The organism is Pseudomonas sp. MONT-RG-20F-20-E-7-02 (assembly GCF_022662395.1).
Lineage (GTDB): Bacteria > Pseudomonadota > Gammaproteobacteria > Pseudomonadales > Pseudomonadaceae > Aquipseudomonas.
Map to the genome: position 1 here is coordinate 50,079 of NZ_JAKNQN010000002.1, position 17,228 is coordinate 67,306.

15 protein-coding genes are annotated in these 17,228 nt (G+C 62.1%); 6 read left to right on the forward strand and 9 right to left on the reverse strand.

Translation table 11 applies throughout. The features are described 5' to 3' along the window. Window positions 1-14 precede the first annotated feature (14 nt). The 5 genes from L8I05_RS05680 to L8I05_RS05700 all read right to left on the reverse strand — a co-directional run bounded on the left by L8I05_RS05680 (window position 15) and on the right by L8I05_RS05700 (window position 5,035). On the reverse strand, window positions 15-1,325 hold the full coding sequence (locus tag L8I05_RS05680; RefSeq protein WP_242167521.1) for an MFS transporter: 1,311 nt from the start codon (window positions 1,323-1,325) through the stop codon (window positions 15-17). 322 nt (window positions 1,326-1,647) lie between these two features. Further along, a complete protein-coding gene (locus L8I05_RS05685) occupies window positions 1,648-2,280 on the reverse strand; it encodes an N-carbamoylsarcosine amidohydrolase (protein WP_242167522.1) in 633 nt (210 codons plus the stop codon). Window positions 2,281-2,340: 60 nt separating this feature from the next. Continuing rightward, on the reverse strand, window positions 2,341-3,093 hold the full coding sequence (locus L8I05_RS05690) for an Asp/Glu racemase (protein WP_159956890.1): 753 nt from the start codon (window positions 3,091-3,093) through the stop codon (window positions 2,341-2,343). Window positions 3,094-3,107: 14 nt separating this feature from the next. Then, entirely contained in the window at window positions 3,108-3,905 is a 798-nt protein-coding gene (locus L8I05_RS05695; protein WP_242167523.1) for an alpha/beta hydrolase, read from the reverse strand. Continuing rightward, complete coding sequence (locus L8I05_RS05700; RefSeq protein WP_218820519.1) at window positions 3,902-5,035, reverse strand: FAD-dependent monooxygenase; 1,134 nt, start codon at window positions 5,033-5,035, stop codon at window positions 3,902-3,904. The genes L8I05_RS05695 and L8I05_RS05700 overlap by 4 nt, the downstream gene beginning before the upstream one ends. Window positions 5,036-5,342: 307 nt before the next feature. On the opposite strand from L8I05_RS05700, the gene L8I05_RS05705 reads away from it, so the two are divergent. The 4 genes from L8I05_RS05705 to L8I05_RS05720 all read left to right on the forward strand — a co-directional run bounded on the left by L8I05_RS05705 (window position 5,343) and on the right by L8I05_RS05720 (window position 11,176). After that, window positions 5,343-6,395 (forward strand): 2,5-dihydroxypyridine 5,6-dioxygenase, encoded by a 1,053-nt coding sequence (locus L8I05_RS05705; RefSeq protein WP_242167524.1) that lies wholly within the window; start codon window positions 5,343-5,345, stop codon window positions 6,393-6,395. Between the two features lie 188 nt (window positions 6,396-6,583). After that, a complete protein-coding gene (locus L8I05_RS05710) occupies window positions 6,584-7,018 on the forward strand; it encodes a MarR family winged helix-turn-helix transcriptional regulator (protein WP_197627974.1) in 435 nt (144 codons plus the stop codon). Window positions 7,019-7,160: 142 nt separating this feature from the next. Further along, window positions 7,161-7,652: a (2Fe-2S)-binding protein gene (locus L8I05_RS05715; RefSeq protein ID WP_242167525.1), complete on the forward strand. Its 492-nt coding sequence runs from the start codon at window positions 7,161-7,163 to the stop codon at window positions 7,650-7,652. Next, entirely contained in the window at window positions 7,649-11,176 is a 3,528-nt protein-coding gene (locus tag L8I05_RS05720; RefSeq protein ID WP_242167526.1) for a molybdopterin cofactor-binding domain-containing protein, read from the forward strand. The genes L8I05_RS05715 and L8I05_RS05720 overlap by 4 nt, the downstream gene beginning before the upstream one ends. Before the next feature lie 45 nt (window positions 11,177-11,221). Here L8I05_RS05720 and L8I05_RS05725 read toward each other — a convergent pair whose 3' ends face one another. Then, on the reverse strand, window positions 11,222-11,869 hold the full coding sequence (locus L8I05_RS05725) for a TetR/AcrR family transcriptional regulator (protein WP_197627977.1): 648 nt from the start codon (window positions 11,867-11,869) through the stop codon (window positions 11,222-11,224). Window positions 11,870-12,028: 159 nt separating this feature from the next. Here L8I05_RS05725 and ggt point away from each other — a divergent pair, with 159 nt between their 5' ends. Continuing rightward, complete coding sequence (gene ggt, locus L8I05_RS05730; RefSeq protein WP_197627978.1) at window positions 12,029-13,753, forward strand: gamma-glutamyltransferase; 1,725 nt, start codon at window positions 12,029-12,031, stop codon at window positions 13,751-13,753. Here ggt and L8I05_RS05735 read toward each other — a convergent pair. Then, entirely contained in the window at window positions 13,747-14,868 is a 1,122-nt protein-coding gene (locus tag L8I05_RS05735) for an NAD(P)/FAD-dependent oxidoreductase (protein WP_242167527.1), read from the reverse strand. The two genes, ggt and L8I05_RS05735, sit on opposite strands and share 7 nt — an antisense overlap. A 75-nt stretch (window positions 14,869-14,943) precedes the next feature. Here L8I05_RS05735 and L8I05_RS05740 point away from each other — a divergent pair, with 75 nt between their 5' ends. Continuing rightward, the gene (locus tag L8I05_RS05740; protein WP_242167528.1) at window positions 14,944-15,396 is read left to right on the forward strand and encodes a MarR family transcriptional regulator; all 453 of its coding nucleotides are present in this window, start codon (window positions 14,944-14,946) and stop codon (window positions 15,394-15,396) included. Between the two features lie 63 nt (window positions 15,397-15,459). Here L8I05_RS05740 and L8I05_RS05745 read toward each other — a convergent pair whose 3' ends face one another. Further along, window positions 15,460-15,981 (reverse strand): AAA family ATPase, encoded by a 522-nt coding sequence (locus L8I05_RS05745; RefSeq protein WP_242168382.1) that lies wholly within the window; start codon window positions 15,979-15,981, stop codon window positions 15,460-15,462. Continuing rightward, window positions 15,978-16,541, reverse strand: a complete 564-nt coding sequence (pnuC, locus tag L8I05_RS05750; protein WP_159956868.1) for a nicotinamide riboside transporter PnuC — start codon at window positions 16,539-16,541, stop codon at window positions 15,978-15,980. The genes L8I05_RS05745 and pnuC overlap by 4 nt, the downstream gene beginning before the upstream one ends. Between the last annotated feature and the right edge of the window lie 687 nt (window positions 16,542-17,228).

Sequence of the window (17,228 nt, forward strand, 5' to 3'; positions counted from 1 at the left end):
AAAAATTGTTGTTGTTAACGGTTCACCAGTTTCGCCGGCAAGGCGATGACCAGGAAGCTGCTGAGGATCAGGCAGCCGGAGAAAAACCACAAGGCGCCCGCGCTGCTGCCGGTGACGTCAATCGCCACGCCCATCAACGAGTTGCTGACCAGGCCGGCGATATTCGCCACTGAGCATGCCAGGGCAAAGCCGGTGGCGGCTGCGGTGCCTTTGAGAAAGGTCGCCGGCAGGCTGAAAAACACCGGCACGGCGCCGATGATCGCCGCCGAAGCTATGGCGAACAGGGCCACGGTGGCCGCCACGTTATGGGTGAAGAAGGTGCTGGTGGCCATCGCCGCCGCGCCGATGAAAAACGGCACGATGATGTGCCAACGGCGTTCACGGTGTTTGTCGGAGCTGGCGCCGATCAGCAGCATGCCCAGCAGGGCGGCAACGCTGGGCAACGCCGTCAGCACGCCGATATGGAAGGTGTCGGTGACCCCGGCGTTACGGATGAACGTCGGCATCCAGAACCCCATGGCGTAGGCGCTGAGCAGGATCGAGAAGTCGATACCGCCGAGCATCCACACTTTGAGGTTGAAGAAGCCGTCACGGAAGCTGTGCTTGCTGCCGGTGGCGTCGGCTTCGTCCTTGCGCAGTTCACTTTCGAGCAGGGCTTTTTCGTCCTGCGACAACCATTTGGCTTGCTGGAAGGTGTTGGGCAGCGCCCAGAACGTCAGCACGCCGAGCAACACGCTGGGCACCGCTTCGATCAGGAACAGCCACTGCCAGCCGCGCAGGCCGCCCACGGTGTCGAAGTGGCCCATGATCCAGCCGGACAGCGGGCCGCCGATCACGCTGGACAGCGGCAGGCCGATCATGAACAGCGCGATGATGCGCCCGCGCCGATGGGTCGGAAACCAGGTGGTCAGGTAATACAACACACCCGGCAAAAAACCGGCTTCGGCGGCGCCGAGCAGAAAGCGCAGGATGTAGAACTGCGTGGTCGAGGTGACCAGCATGGTGCAGGCCGACAGCAGGCCCCAGGTGATCATGATGCGCGCGATCCAGATTTTTGCGCCGACCCGCTCCAGTACCAGGTTGCTCGGCACTTCAAAGATGATGTAGCCGACGAAGAACAAACCGGCGCCGAGGCCGAACGCGGTTTCGCTGAAGTGCAGCTGGTCGAGCATCTGCAGTTTGGCGAAGCCGATGTTGATGCGGTCCAGGTAAGCGGCCAGGTAGCAGAAACACAGGAACGGAATCAGCTTCCAGGTGACCTTGTGGTAGAGCGTGGTGACGGGGTCGGCGACGCTGGTCGCGGGTGCTGCATTCGCAATGGGCATTGGGTGTCTCCTGGCGGTGACTTATGGTTTTTATACAGCCGCTTTGTTCCAGCACTTCGGAGTGCTGTAGAAGCGACGTCCAAAGGCAGTGTCAGAAGACTGAGATTTCCCCTGCTGGAGGTGATCAAGTGTGGGAGCCGGGCTTATGTGGGAGCTGGCTTGCCTGCGATAGCATCGACGCGGTGTAACGGTTACACCGCAGCGCCTGCATCGCGGGCAAGCCCGGCTCCCACAGGGATCGGCTTCTACAGATGATCGCATTCCAAGGCTTTACCTCAGTTTTTTCAAGACCGCGCTCTATGGCGCAGTTCTTAATAACGTCTTATTGCTCCCTGAACTTGCTCATCGCCTCCTGCTTGCTCACCACGTCGCCATACTTGCTGTCGATATCGAACAAGTTGGCCTCATGGGGGGCCGGGTGCCGATCGCCGACGCATTCGCGCACGACGATGGTGCGAAACCCGTGTTGCACAGCATCCACCGCCGTCGCGCGGATGCAGCCACTGGTGGAGCAGCCGGCCAGCACCACGGTGTCGATGCCTTGTGCGTGCAGCATCGGGGCCAGGCTGCTGCCGAAAAACGCACTGGCGTACTGCTTGGTGATCACCACTTCATCGGCCAGGGGCAACACCTCGGCGCAGAACGCCGCGAGGGGGTTGCCTTCGACCATGTCCTTCATCACCGGGGCCTTCTTGACCCAGATGCCACCGTCGGCGAAATGGCCGGGATGGTAGCGGATATTGGTGTGCACCACCGCAATCCCGTGTTCGCGCGCAGTCGCCAGCAGCTCGACACTTTCCGCCACGGCTGTGACCACGCCCGGCGCAAACAGCGGCGCGCCTTCGGTGGTGTAGCCCTGCATGAAGTCGATCATCAGCAGCGCGGCTTTTTTGCCAAAGCCGATGCGGTTGCCCCAGACACCCTGGTAGTTGGCGTCGGCGGATTGTTCGCTCATTCTTCAATACCTCATTCTCTGTGGCGAGCGGGTTGTTGTGGCGAGCCCACTCGCCACGAGTCAATAAGCGCCGGAAAGCAGGGCGCCGGCGCCGGGCACGATGGGCTCCAGGTCCAGGGCCTTGAGCATCGCGTAGGTGGTGGCGATGGCGGCGGTGAGCACCGGTTTACCGGTTTGCGCTTCCACCTTGGCCACCACCGGCAGCGACTGCATCTGCACGCAGGCCGAGAGCACGATTACGTCGACGCCTTCCAGGTTCATGCCGGCGACGATGGCCGGCAGCTTGGCCGGGTCGTGGCGCGCCACTTCGAGGTTGTCGGGGATCTCCAGGGCGCGCCAGTCCACCACCTCAAAGCCTTCTTCACGGATGTAGTTCACCACCAGCTCGGTCAGCGGCTTCATGTACGGCGCGACGATGGCGATGCGTTTGGCGCCCATCACTTTCAAGCCTTCGATCAGCGCGCCGGCGCTGGTGATCACTGGCGCATTTGCATCGTTATCGGCGGTGGCCTTGCGCAAGCGTTGTTCGGAATTGCGGTGATAACCCAGCCCCATCGCCATGATCGCCACCAGGCAGGCGTAACCCAACACATCGACCTTGGCGTCGGACAGCTCGATGGCGCAACGGTCGGACTCGCCGTCCATGGCCGCCAGTTCCTCTTTGCGCACTTGCTTCATGCGCATGCGGCTGGAGTGAAAGGTGAAGCGCTCAGGGCGGATCGCCTGGCGTGCGGTGAGCATCGCCGGGATCTCGGTTTCCATGGTGGTGTTCGAGCTCGGCACGATCTGGCCGATGCGGTAAGGCTTGTGCATGGTGGTCTCCGTTCTTATTGGGTGAGGAAGTCGCCGAGGGCGTGGAAGAAGCCGTCGAAGTCGTCCCACGGAATCATGTGGCCGGCATTCGGCACGCGGGCGACCTGGATGCCCGGTTGCAGGTCCTGGATTTGCGCCACGTCTTCATCGAGGATCACGCCGCCACGCCCGGCCACCATCAACAGGGCAGGGGCCTTGAGGTGGGGCAGGTCCTGGTGGAAATCCACCGTGTGAAAGTCATTGAAGGCGCGCACGATGGCGGGCTCAAAACAGGTGTGCAGCCATTCGGCGCGCAGCTGCAGTTGCTCTGGCGTCCAGGTGGCGCAGAAGGCGCGCATCGCCTGCGCGTCCATGCCGATCAGGGATTGGCGGATCGAGTCGACATACCACGGCAGTTTGCTTGGGTACTCACGGCGGCCAGGGCCGGATACGGGCGGGTCGATCAGCACCACGCGGTTAACGCCCTGCGGATGTTTCACCGCACTGCGCACGGCAAAACGTGCGCCCATGGAGTGGCCGATCAGGTGGTAGCTGTGCAGATTGAGTGCATCGGCGAACGCGCCAATGTCGTCGCTGCACGTCTCGGCGCTGTAATCCAGCTCGGGTCCGGTGGACGACAAACCGCGCCCGCGCACATCCAGCACGTACGTGTCGAACTGCGTGCCCAGGCGCTCAGCGACAAAGCCCCAGGTGATCGCCGGGCTGGTGATGCCCGGGATCAAAATCAGCGCCGGGCCGTTGCCGCCGTAGCGCAAGTAATGTTGGCGAATGCCGTTGGCCTGCAAATTGCCGCCGTAGAGAAAGGTGCTCACGCGGCCACCCCCGATTTCAGTTGCTGGGCATACAGGTCGTAGCCATACACCCAGTCCGGGTCTTCCTGGGTGCGCAGCCAGGTGTTGGCGTTGGACACCGCCTGCACGCGCGAGGCGCGTTCCTTGCGGTTGGCTTCGTAGAGTTGGAACGCGGTGCGGTAGTCGCTGATGCCGGTTTCCTGCAGGCAGCGGGTCAGCATCGCGGCGTCTTCGATGGCCATGCCGGCGCCCTGGGCCATGTGCGGCTTCATCGGGTGGCAGGCGTCGCCCAGCAGCACCAGGCGGCCACGGCTCCACAGCGGCAGCGGGTTGCGGTTGCGCAGCGGCCATTTGGTCACGCTTTCGGTGGACTCGATCAGCGCCTGCACGGTGGGGTGGTAGCCCTTGAAGGCGTCGAACATCTCTTCGCGGCTGCTGTCGACGAACGCGCCCTGGAAGTCCCATTCGGCATGGGGCACGCCGGTCACGTAGTAGTACTCGTCGCGCTTGCCGGTGGTGTAATACACCATCATGTGGCGGTCTTCGGTCCACCATTTGATGCAGTCTTCGAACTTGAGGTCGTACTTGGCCAACTGGTCGCCACGGATCAGCGCACGGTGTGCGACCCAACCGCTGTACAGCGGTTTTTCCACGCCGAGCAGTTCTTCACGAATCTTCGAATTGATGCCGTCGGCGCCGATCACGATATCGGCGTAGGTCACTTCGCCGTCGGCAAAGGTCAGGCGCACTTGTGTGTCGGTCTCTTCGAGGGTTTCCAGGCGCTTGTTGAAGTGCAGGGTGCCGGGCTTGAGGGTCGACATCTGCAAGGCGTGCAGGTCGCCGCGGTGTACGGTGATGTAGGACGCGCCGTAGCCGGTGAGCGGGATGCGCGAGAGGTAGTCGCCGGTTTCACCGCAACGGCTGAACCAGTGCTCGGGGTGCGAGCCCATCAGGTCCAGCTGCTTTTCGATGCCCATGCGGCGGAAGATTTTCATGATGTTGGGGCCCATGTGGATCCCCGCACCCAGCCGGGAGAACTCCGGTGCCTGTTCGTAGATGTCTACGTCAAAACCGGCTTGCTGCAACAGGGTGGCCGCAGCGGCGCCGCCCAGGCCGGCACCGACAATGGCGATTTTTTGCGTGCTTCCCATGGGGCGTAATCCTCTCTCTTTTTGATTTCAGGCGGCGTCTGTCCGCAAGGTTTTTAAAGTGTATACGCTCATTTTTTGAAATGGGAAGCCTGCTTTAACAAATTTATTTTTTGGCGGTATTTATCGCGTGTAACGCTGAGTAGCCAATAAAGGCTGGGATTGTTTCGATAGGTAACGAACTGGCGCGCCGCTTGCAGTCCGCCTGAAATTCAGGTCTTATCGTTATTAATTGGCGTATACGCTATAAAAATGCGCTAGAGTGAAGCGCGATGCATGAACTTGGTGCAGCCCCACAGGAGACAGGAAAATGCCGGTAAGCGATTGCGAACTGACCCAGATGTTTGAGCACGTGCTGAAGCTGTCGAAGGTCGACCCGACCCAGAGCGTCGCCGTGCTCAAGAGCCATTATTCCGACCCGCGCACCGTGCGCGCGGCGATGGATGCAGCGCAGCGCCTGGGGGCCAAGGTGTATGCGGTGGAATTGCCGTCGTTCAACCATCCACGGGCGATGGGCAATGACATGACCGCCTACTGCGGCGACACCGCGCTGACCGGCAATATCGCCGCGCAACGTGCGCTGGAAGCGGCCGACTTGATCGTCGACACGATGATGCTGCTGCATTCGCCGGAACAGGAGCAGATCCTCAAGACCGGCACGCGCATCCTGCTGGCCGTGGAGCCGCCTGAAGTGCTGGCGCGCATGTTGCCCACTGAAGAAGACAAGGTGCGCGTGCTGGCCGCCGAACAGCTACTGAAAAAGGCCCGCTCGATCCACGTCAAATCCCGCGCCGGCAGTGATTTTCGCGCGGCGTTGGGGCAGTACCCGTCGGTGACCGAATACGGGTTTGCCGATGAGCCTGGGCGCTGGGACCATTGGCCCAGTGGTTTCCTGTTCTCCTGGCCCAACGAGGAAACCGCCGAGGGCGTGTTGGTGCTGGATATTGGCGACATCCTGCTGCCGTTCAAGACCTACACCCGCGAGAAGATCACCCTGGAGATCGAGAAGGGCTTTATCACCAGGATCCACGGCGGCTTTGAAGCGCAATACCTGCGCGACTACATGAAGTATTTCAACGACCCCGAGGTGTATGGCATCTCCCACATTGGCTGGGGCCTGCAGCCCCGCGCGCAATGGACGGCCATGGGCTTGCATGACAAGAACGACGGCATGTGCATGGACGCGCGGGCGTTTTATGGCAACTTCCTGTTCTCCACCGGGCCGAATACCGAAGTGGGCGGGACGCGCAAGACGCCGTGCCATATGGATATTCCGCTGCGCAATTGTGATGTGTATCTGGATGATGAAGCGGTGGTTATCGCCGGTGACGTAGTCGCCCCAGCAGCCTCCCTGGCCCGCTGAAAATCCCAATGTGGGAGCTGGCTTGCCTGCGATAGCGATCTATCAGTCAAATCCCGGCTGCCTGATCCGCCGCTATCGCAGGCAAGCCAGCTCCCACATTTTGCTTGTGTTCCTGCAGTGAGAGGCTTGAGTCGATTCACCATCCCCGCCATCATGCCTTCCCAATCTCCACACCCACCGAGCCCGCCGTGCCTGATTCCTACGTTTTCTCTGAACAAGTTGGCCACCTGCTGCGCAAGGCCTACCAGCGCCACTTGGCGATCTTTCAGCAAAATGTCGGCGACTCCCAGCTCACCGCCGTGCAGTTCGTCACCCTGTGTGCACTGCGCGATCACGGTGCAAGTTCCCTCACCGAACTGGTCAAGGCCACCGCCGTCGATCAGGCAACCATTCGCGGCATCGTCGAGCGGCTCAAGGCCAAGGAACTGATTACCCTGGAGCCGGACCCGCAAGACAAGCGCAAGGTGGTGGTGGACCTGTCTGCCACAGGCGCCGAACTGGTCGCGCAAACCGCACCGCGTGCCGCGCAGATCAGCGAGCTGACCATGAGCAACCTCAACCCGGCCGAGCGCGTGGCGGTGTTGTTTCTGTTGCGCAAGATGATTGACGATCCCCAGGAATAATCTCGTCTGGCATCGTTTTTGCTCTGTGTTGATGTAGTAGCCACTTCACCATTCAAGTGTGTCGCGAGGCCCCAGGTCCGCGATGCTTTTTTTTGACTGTTTCGTGTAGTAGCTGCTTCACCAACTGACACAGGCGAAGCGAATGATCAGCCCCTCCATCACGGTAGCCCTTGAGGTCAATGGCCACACCCGCGAAGTCAGCGCCATGGCGGATACACCGCTGTTGCTGGTGCTGCGCAATGACCTGGCGCTCAACGGCCCCAAGTACGGCTGCGGCCTGGGCGAATGCGGTGCGTGCACCGTGATCATCGATGGCTTGGCCGCGCGGTCCTGTGTGTTCCCGCTGGCGGGGGCAGTCGGCCGTGAGATCGTCACCCTCGAAGGCCTCGGCAGCCGTCAGGCACCGCACCCGGTGCAGCAGGCGTTTATCGATGAGCAGGCGGCGCAATGCGGTTACTGCCTCAACGGCATGATCATGACCGCCAAGGCCTTGCTCGACCGCAACCCCAACCCCAGCGAAGCCGAGATCCGCAATGAGCTCTCGGGCAACCTCTGCCGTTGCGGCACCCATATCGAAATCCTGCGCGCCGTGCTGCGTGCCGCTCACCTCCTGACCGTGGATAGCCAACCATGACCGACACCGCACTTTCCCGCGACCAATGGCTGGCCAAGGCCGGCGTCTTGTTGATCGTCGATGAGGTACTGCCGCCATCCGGCCCGGTGGCCAAGGGCGGCACGCCGACCGTGAAGCCCAAGGAGTTGGGGCTGTTTATCGCGGTCAACGATGACGGCTTGGTCTACGCGTTCAACGGCCATGTGGATTTGGGCACCGGCATTCGCACCTCGCTGGCGCAGATCGTTGCCGAGGAACTGGACCTGAACATGGATCAGGTCAAGATGGTCCTGGGCGACACCGAGCGCGCGCCGAACCAGGGCGCGACCATTGCCAGCGCGACCTTGCAGATTTCCGCGATCCCGCTGCGTAACGCGGCCGCCGAGGCGCGGCGCTTTTTGCTCGCGCGGGCGGCAGGGCGCTGGGGTGTGAGCACTGGCAGCCTCAAGGTCGAGGCCGGCATTATCCAGGCGGCAGACGGACGCACCACCACCTACGGCGAGCTGGTCAGCGGCCAACATGATCAGCTGCGCATCAGCGGCGATGCGCCGTTAAAAGCCATCGAGGATTACCGCCTGGTCGGCAAGGGCGCCGCGCGCGTGGACATCCCCGGCAAAGCCACCGGCGAGCTGACTTACGTGCACGACATGCGTGTGCCGGGCATGCTCCACGGCCGCGTGGTGCGCCCGCCGTATGCCGGTTTGGACTGCGGGGATTTTGTCGGCAATAGCCTGTTGAGTGTGGACGAGGCGTCCATCGCGCATATCCCCGGGATTGTCGCGGTGGTGGTGATCCGCGATTTTGTCGGCGTGGTCGCGCTGCGCGAAGAGCAGGCGATCAAGGCCGCCCATGAGTTGCAGGTGCAGTGGAAACCCTGGAACAACGCCTTGCCGGACATGAGTGACGTCGAGCAGGCCATCCGCGACAACCCTCGCGTGCGCCGCACGGTGCTGGACCAGGGCGATGTCGACGCCGCACTGGCGGCTGCCGCCCAGCGTATGCCGCGCAGTTACCTGTGGCCCTATCAAATGCATGGCTCGATTGGCCCTTCCTGCGGCGTGGCGGATTACTCGCCAGCCGGCAGTCGTGTGTGGTCAGGCAGCCAGAACCCGCACCTGCTGCGTGCTGATCTTGCGTGGCTGCTGGAGTGCGATGAAACCCTGATCGACGTAATCCGCATGGAAGCCGCCGGCTGTTACGGGCGCAATTGCGCGGATGACGTCTGCGCGGATGCCTTGCTGTTATCCCGCGCCGTGGGCAAACCGGTGCGGGTGCAACTGACCCGCGAACAGGAACACCTGTGGGAGCCCAAGGGCACCGCGCAGCTGATGGATGTTGACGGCGGCCTCAACGCCGACGGCAGCATCGCCGCCTACGATTTTGAAACCAGCTACCCGTCCAACGGCGCGCCGACCCTGGCGTTGTTGCTCACCGGCCGCGTCGAGCCGGTGGCAGCGATGTTCGAGATGGGCGACCGCACCTCGATCCCGCCCTACGATATCGACAACATGCGCGTGACCATCAACGACATGGCGCCCATCGTGCGCGCCTCGTGGATGCGCGGCGTGTCAGCGTTGCCCAACACCTTTGCGCATGAATCCTATATCGACGAACTGGCCTTCGCGGCGGGTGTCGACCCGGTGGAATACCGCCTGCGCTACCTCAAGGACGAGCGCGCCATCGACCTGGTGAAATCCACCGCCGAACGGGCGAAATGGTCACCGCGCACGGCGCCGATGCAAACCGCTAACGAAGACCATCTGCTGCGTGGGCGCGGCTTTGCCTACGCGCGCTACATCCACAGCAAGTTCCCTGGCTTCGGCGCGGCGTGGGCGGCCTGGGTGGCGGATGTGGCCATCGACAAACACACCGGCGACGTGTCGGTGACGAGGGTGGTGATCGGCCACGATTCGGGGATGATGATTAACCCGGCCGGCGTGCAGCATCAGATTCATGGCAATGTGATCCAGTCCACCAGCCGCGTGCTGAAGGAGCGCGTGACCTTTGAAGAGTCCACGGTGGCGAGCAAGGAGTGGGGCGGTTATCCGATCCTGACGTTCCCCGAAGTGCCGCAGATCGACGTGCTGATGATGCCTCGCCAGGACCAGCCGCCGATGGGCGCCGGTGAGTCGGCCTCGGTGCCGAGCGCGGCGGCGATTGCCAATGCGATCTACGACGCCACCGGCATTCGCTTTCGCGAGTTGCCGATCACCCCGGAGCGGGTGTTGGCGGCGCTGAATGCCGGCACGCTGGGCGAGCCGGCCAAGTCGCCGCACAAACGCAAGAAGTGGTGGTTCGGTGCGCTATTCGCAACGTTGGGCGCCGTGCTGGCCACGGCCTGGCCGTTCCACAATGAAATCGCGCCAATTGCGCCACCCAGCGCCGGCACCTGGTCCAAGGCCACGCTGGAGCGCGGGCGTTTGCTGGCGGCGGTGGGCGACTGCGCGGTGTGCCATACGGCGCCGGGCGGTGCCACCAATGCCGGTGGCTTGGCTATGCAAACGCCGTTCGGCACGCTGTACAGCAGCAATATCACCCCGGATGTGCAGACCGGCATCGGTGCCTGGTCGTACCCGGCGTTCGAGCGGGCGATGCGCGACGGGATTGGGCGTGACGGGCGTAATTTGTACCCGGCGTTTCCCTATACGGCGTTTCGCAATATCAATGAGGCGGACATGCAGGCGCTGTATGCCTACCTGATGTCGCAGGCGCCGGTGAGCCAGGCGCCGACGCCGAATGCGATGCGCTTCCCGTTTAATATCCGGCCGTTGATGGCGGGGTGGAATGCGCTGAATTTAAGGCGCGGTGAAATCACGCCGCAGCCTGAACGCAGTGAGCAGTGGAATCGCGGTAATTATCTGGTCAATGGCCTGGGGCACTGCGCGGCATGCCATTCGCCACGCAACCTGATGGGCGCGGAGAAGGGCGGTAAAGCCTTCCTGGCCGGCGGCATGGTTGATGGCTGGGAAGCACCGGCATTGACGGGTTTGTCCAAGGCGCCGACGCCCTGGACCGAAGACCAGCTGTTCACCTATTTGAGCACCGGCTACTCCGACGCCCATGGCGTGGCGGCAGGCCCGATGGGGCCGGTGGTGAGTGAACTGGCGAAGTTGCCCAAGGCGGATATCCGCGCGATGGCGGTGTACCTGGCGTCGCTCAACGGCGAGGCGACGGCTGAGGCGCAAACCGTGGCGGCAGCGACGGTGCCCAATCCGAATGGCCGACGCGTATTCGAAGGCTCTTGCAAGGCCTGTCACGCCGACGGCCTGGGGCCGAAACTGTTTGGGGTCAGCCCGTCATTGGCGACCAATACCAATGTGCACAGCGATCAGCCGGATAATTTGATCAAGGTGATTTTGCAAGGCATCAGCAACCCGGCGACCCAGGATCTGGGGTATATGCCAGGGTTCAAGGACAGTTTTTCGAATACGCAGGTGGCGGATTTGGTTGCGTACTTGCGCGGGCAATTTGCGCCGAATGCGCCGCAGTGGAAGGGCTTGGAGCAGAAGGTGGCGCACTTGCGGGCCAACCCGGGCACCCACTGATATTCCAAAACCGGTGAAGATCAAATGTGGGATTAGAGCCGGTTTCTACAGTGAGTTAGGGGAGACCCCCCTCAGCACCAGGTCAGTGATAAACCCCAGCCAATCCTGCTGCTGCCCTTTGTCCGTCAGGTCTTCACCCAGAAACGAACTGAGCGTATGCCGGTTGGAGTTATAGAAGTAGCACAGCGAAGCGATCATCAAGTACACGTGCTTGAGGTCGATGTCCTGGCGAAACACGCCCTGGGCCTGGCCGGCCTCAATAATCGGTTTCAACACGCCGACCGCTTCGCCCGACAATCGGCGCATCTCGCCGGACTGTTGGGCATGTTTACCTTGGTGCAGGTTCTCGATGCTCAGGATCGCCACGAATTCCGGGTGCTTGACGTAGTAATTCCAGATAAACGCGACCAAATCCTGCAACGCCTGCACGGGCGCCTCCAGGTTCAGCTTGAGCTTGCTTTCGGCTTTGTTGAACTGCTCGTAGATGTGTTCCAGCACGCAGATGAACAGGTGTTCCTTGCTGCCGAAATAGTAATAAAGCATGCGGTCGTTGGAGTCGGCTTCCTTGGAGATGCTGTCGACGCGCCCACCGGAATAGCCGTCGCGGGTGAACACCTTGACCGCCGCCTGCAAGATGCGCGCACGCGTCTGGTCGGCCTGTTGAGCCCGAATGCCGGTCTTCTTGATCACCATTTCCACGCGCCTTGCAGCCAGTCTGGGCGCGAAATATAGCATGGACATTTTCTCGGCCGTTCTGTGACCGACAAGTTCTGTAACAAAAACGCCATTGCGCTGGGGGGTGGATCCAAGTCGGGCTATTTTGGTGCGTCTTAATAACTAGAGTAGCCATGGATGAAATACCAACCTTTGAGCCGTACCTTAATCGCGACCGCCCTGGTGTTGACGGTCAGCGGTGTACACGCCGCGTCCCAGGCCCCGGTGGCCGGTGAAAACGGCATGGTCGTTACCGCCCAGCACTTGGCCACTCATGTGGGTGTGGACGTGCTCAAGGCCGGTGGTAACGCGGTGGATGCGGCCGTGGCCGTGGGCTACGCGCTGGCCGTGGTCTACCCGGCAGCCGGTAACCTCGGCGGCGGCGGTTTCATGACCGTGCAGTTGGCGGACGGGCGCAAGACCTTCCTCGATTTCCGCGAAAAAGCCCCACTGGCGGCGACCGCCGATATGTACCTGGACAAAGACGGCAAGGTCATCGACGGCCTCAGTGCCAAGGGCCACCTGGCGGTCGGCGTGCCCGGCACGGTGTCCGGCATGGAAACCGCGCTGAGTAAATACGGCACCCTCAAGCGCGCCCAAGTGATTGCCCCGGCGATCAAGCTGGCGGAAAACGGCTTCGAATTGGAGCAGGGCGATATCGACTTGCTGCACACCGCCACCGGCGAGTTTGAAAAAGACAAAGACCTGCGCGGGATCTTCCTGCACAACGGCCAACCGCTGCAGGTCGGCCAGAAACTGGTGCAGAAAGACCTGGCCAAGACCCTCAAGGAAATCTCCGCCAAGGGCACCGACGGCTTTTATAAAGGTTGGGTCGCCAAGGCATTGGTGGATTCCAGCCAGGCCGGCAAGGGCATCATCACCCAGGCTGACCTCGACAAGTACAAGACCCGTGAACTGGCGCCCATCGAGTGCGACTACCGTGGCTACCACGTGGTCTCGGCACCACCGCCAAGCTCGGGCGGCGTGGTGATCTGCCAGATCATGAACATCCTTGAAGGCTACCCGATGGCCGACCTCGGCTATCACTCGGCGCAAGGCCTGCACTACCAGATCGAAGCGATGCGCCATGCTTATGTGGATCGTAACAGCTACCTCGGCGACCCGGACTTTGTGAAGAACCCGATCGCCCACCTGCTGGACAAGGACTACGCCGCCAAGCTGCGCGCCGCCATCGAACCGCAAAAGGCCGGTGATTCCCAGGCGATCAAACCGGGTGTGTCGCCCCATGAAGGCAACAACACCACGCATTACTCCATCGTCGACAAGTGGGGCAACGCGGTATCGGTCACCTACACCCTCAACGACTGGTTCGGTGCCGGCGTGATGGCGAGCAAGACCGGGGTGATCCTCAACGATGAAATGGACGACTTCACCGTCAAGGTCGGCGTGCCGAACATGTACGGCCTGGTCCAGGGCGAAGCCAACGCCATCGCACCCGGCAAGGCGCCGCTGTCGTCGATGAGCCCGACCATCGTGACCAAGGACGGCAAGGCCGTAATGGTCGTCGGCACGCCAGGTGGCAGCCGGATTATCACCGCCACCTTGCTGACCATCCTGAATGTCATCGACTACAAGATGAACATCCAGGAAGCCGTCGACGCGCCGCGTTTCCACCAGCAGTGGATGCCGGAAACCACTAACCTTGAGACCTTCGCGGTCAGCCCCGACACCCAGAAAATTCTGGAAAGCTGGGGCCACAAGTTTGCCGGTCCGCAGGACGCCAATCACCTGGCTGCGATCCTGGTGGGCGCGCCGTCTTTGGGTGGCAAGCCGGTGGGCAACAACCGTTTCTACGGGGCTAACGACCCGCGTCGCAACACCGGGTTGTCGCTGGGTTACTGAGGCGTGAGGTGGTGATGCAGGTGGGCCAGGGACAGCGCCAGGCTGTCATGGGATAACTGGGTGGCGGCGCCTTCGGCACTGTCCCTGGCTGCCGGCATCACACGTTCGAACATGTGGTTTTCATAGGCCTGTACTGCCGCTGAGCAGTCAGGTGTCTCAAGCAGGTGCCGCGCCAGTTCGGCGGCATCGAGCATCGCCGCATTCACACCTTCGCCGCCAAACGGCGACATCAGGTGCGCGGCATCCCCAATCAACGTCAACCCTTGGCGGTGGTGCCAGCGATGGCCCACCGGCAAGGCGTGGATGTGCCTGGCCTGGACGGTGGTGTTGGCCGCGTCAAATAACGCGAGGATGTCCGGGTGCCAGCCTTGGAACTGAGCTTTGAGCGCAGCCAGGCTGAGGTGGTCAGCTGCCCAATCGGTCGGTACCCGGAAGATCGCATAGCCGCGCAGGTGCGCATTGGCATTGCGCTGCACGGTGATCGCCTTCGCGCCACCTTCTACGTCCAGCTTGCCGCGCCCGACCAATTTGGCGATGTGCGGGTGCTGCCGGTCGACATCATCAATGCCGAATTCGATAAACGTCAGCCCGCTGTACTGCGGCAGGTAGGGCGACAGCAGCGGGCGGACTTTGGACCAGGCGCCATCGGCGCCGACCACGAGGTCGAACGGGCCATGAGTGATGCTGTTTTCATGCAGCGTCCAGCGGGCATTCCCGGCGGGGCGAATGGCGTCGATGCCGACGCCCCAGTGCACGCAGCCTTCGGGCAGCGCATCCAGCAGGATCTGGCGCAGGGCGGTGCGGTCGACTTCCGGGCGATCACCGGTTTCGGGGTTTGGGTCTTCGAACAGCAGGCGCCCGTGTTGATCCATCAGCCGCGAGCCTTGGTCTTCATAGCGGGCGATTTGCTGGAAGGCCTCTTTCAGGCCGGCGTGCTGCAGCGCCAGCTGGCCGGATTCGACATGCAGGTCCAGCGTGCCGCCCTGGGGCCGTTCCAGTGGCCCGCGTTCGCGTTCGAACACGCTGACGGCCAACCCGTGACGCTGGAGGATTCGCGCCAAGGTCAAGCCGCCGGGGCCGGCGCCGACAATGGCGATACGCAGTGAGGTGGGCATGGAGGTTGTCCTTGGCGATATGTATAGGAGCCTATATAGTTAGTGCATAGGCTCCTATGGAAAGTCAACGACAGCATGAATGAACACGTAATCTCACCCAACCCGATGCAACAGATCGGCCTCGCCAATCGCGGTTTTATCCGCCTTTACGAGGGCCAGCTGCGCGCACTCGGCTTTGCCGTGGCACAAATTCCGGTCCTGGTCGCGCTCAAACACAGCGATGGCTTGCCCCAGGCCGAACTGGTGCGCATCGCCCGCGTGGAGCAATCGAGCATGGCGCAACTGCTCGGGCGCATGGAGCGTGATGGCATGATCCAGCGCATGGTCGACCCGACGGACAAGCGCAGCCGCTTGATCACCCTCACCGACGCCGTGCGCGAACGCATGCCTGCGGCCTATGCCGTGATGGTGCAGGGCACAGCGCAGGCGTTGGAGGGGTTCAGTGCCGAGGATGAGGCGACGTTACTGGGGTTGTTGCTACGGGTGAATGCCAACCTGGAGCGCGCCAGCGAAACCGCGTTGGCGTGAGTGTGGGGGCGTCGATAACCCAGCAATGATTGACAAGGCCTCGGCCTGATTACCGGCCCAGCATCAAGCAAGCAGTTGCGTCACCGCTGCAAAGGCCTTGGCGCGGCGCTCTTGCCAGTTACCGCGAATCACCACGGCGGACTGTTGATGCTGTTCGATCCAGTCCAGGCTGCCCTGGAAAAACGCCCGGCGATCCGCCAGTTCGGGTTGGCAACGCTGGCCGTCGGCGGTCCACTCCACATCTTCCGGCGACAAAAGCAGGTGCAGGTCGTAATGCCGGGCCAGCAGTTCATCGTCCAGCCACGCTGGGTAGTCGCCGAACAGGGTCTGGCTCCACAGCTTGTTGGTCAGCAGGTGGGTGTCGAGGACGAGCAAGTCGGGCTGCTCGGCGCGGGCGGCGTCTTCCCAGGCCAATTGGCCACGGGCGATCGCCGGGATATCCGCCAAGGTGGTGTCGCGCTGGTGATGGTCGATGAAATACCGCACGTATTCGCCGACCATCAGCCCGCCGAAGTGCGCGTGCAGTTCGGCTGCCAGCCAGCTTTTGCCGCTGGACTCGGGGCCGGCCAGTACCACGACTTTCATGCGTGCAACGCCGGGTCGGCGCGCCATTCACGCCAGCCTTGCACGGCGATCACGGTGAACAGGGCGTAGAGCGCGGCGGTGAGGTACAGGCCTTTGTAGAGGAACAGCCCGACGAAGATCACATCCACGGCGATCCACAGCGGCCAGCACTGCACGCGTTTTTGCGCCATCCACATTTGCGCCACCAGGCTGAAGCCGGTGAGGGCGGCGTCGAGCCACGGTTGGGCGGCGTCGGTCCAGTGCGCCATGGCGGCGCCGAGCAGCAGGCTGAATACGGCGCCGACGAACAGGCTGGTCATGATCGCAGGCCAGCCGAGGCTGGTGACCTGACGGCCTTGCTTGACGGCACCGGCGCGGGTCCATTGCCACCAGCCGTAGAGTTGCAGCGCGGCGTAGACCACTTGCAGGAGCATGTCGGAGTAGAGTTTTACGTCAAAGAACACCCAGGTGTAGAGCAACACCATGACCAGGCCGATGGGCCAGCACCAGGGGTTTTGTTTGACCGTCAGCCAGACAGCGATCACCCCCAGGGCGGCGGCGAACAATTCAAGCCCGGACATGGCGGTTCCTTGGGAGAGTGGGAGAGGGCGGTGATTGTAACCAAAGGTCGGGAATCTTCAATCGGTGATGGGGTGGGTTTGTTAGGTGGATTGAGTACATATCCATTTCTGCGGTAACGGCCACTTAGGGTTCCGCTTTTACAGCGGCTCACTTTTTGAAGGACCAAAAAGTAAGCAAAAAGTCCTCGCCCCACCACTCGGCACCTCGCCTAGGCTCGGTGTGCCCGAACGAAGGCTTGAATCCGTGGGCCGCCGCAATGGGCCATCCCTGGCCCAGTGCGGCTAACCCGGCGTCCTGCCGGGTTACCCACGGATTCAAGCCTGCGTTCGGCCAGCGTGGTTGATGGGGCGATCCCAGATCAAGATCAAGATCTACAGCACGGCGGCCTAGTAGCCGACCTGAGTGGTAGAAGCAAAAGCACAGCAAGAGCAGGGCAAAAGCCCATCTACCTGATGTACTGAGATCCAAAATGTGGGAGCGGGCTTGCTCGCGAATGCGGTGGGTCAGTGACACATGAGCTGGCTGATACACCGCCTTCGCGAGCAAGCCCGCTCCCACATTTGATTGAGTTTAGCTTCAATGAACAGGTCGGCTGTCAGGCCGCCGTGCTCTTGCTTTTGATCTTGCTTTTGATCTTGATCTTAGGCGCCCCGTTAAACCACGCTGGCCGAACGCAGGCTTTGGAG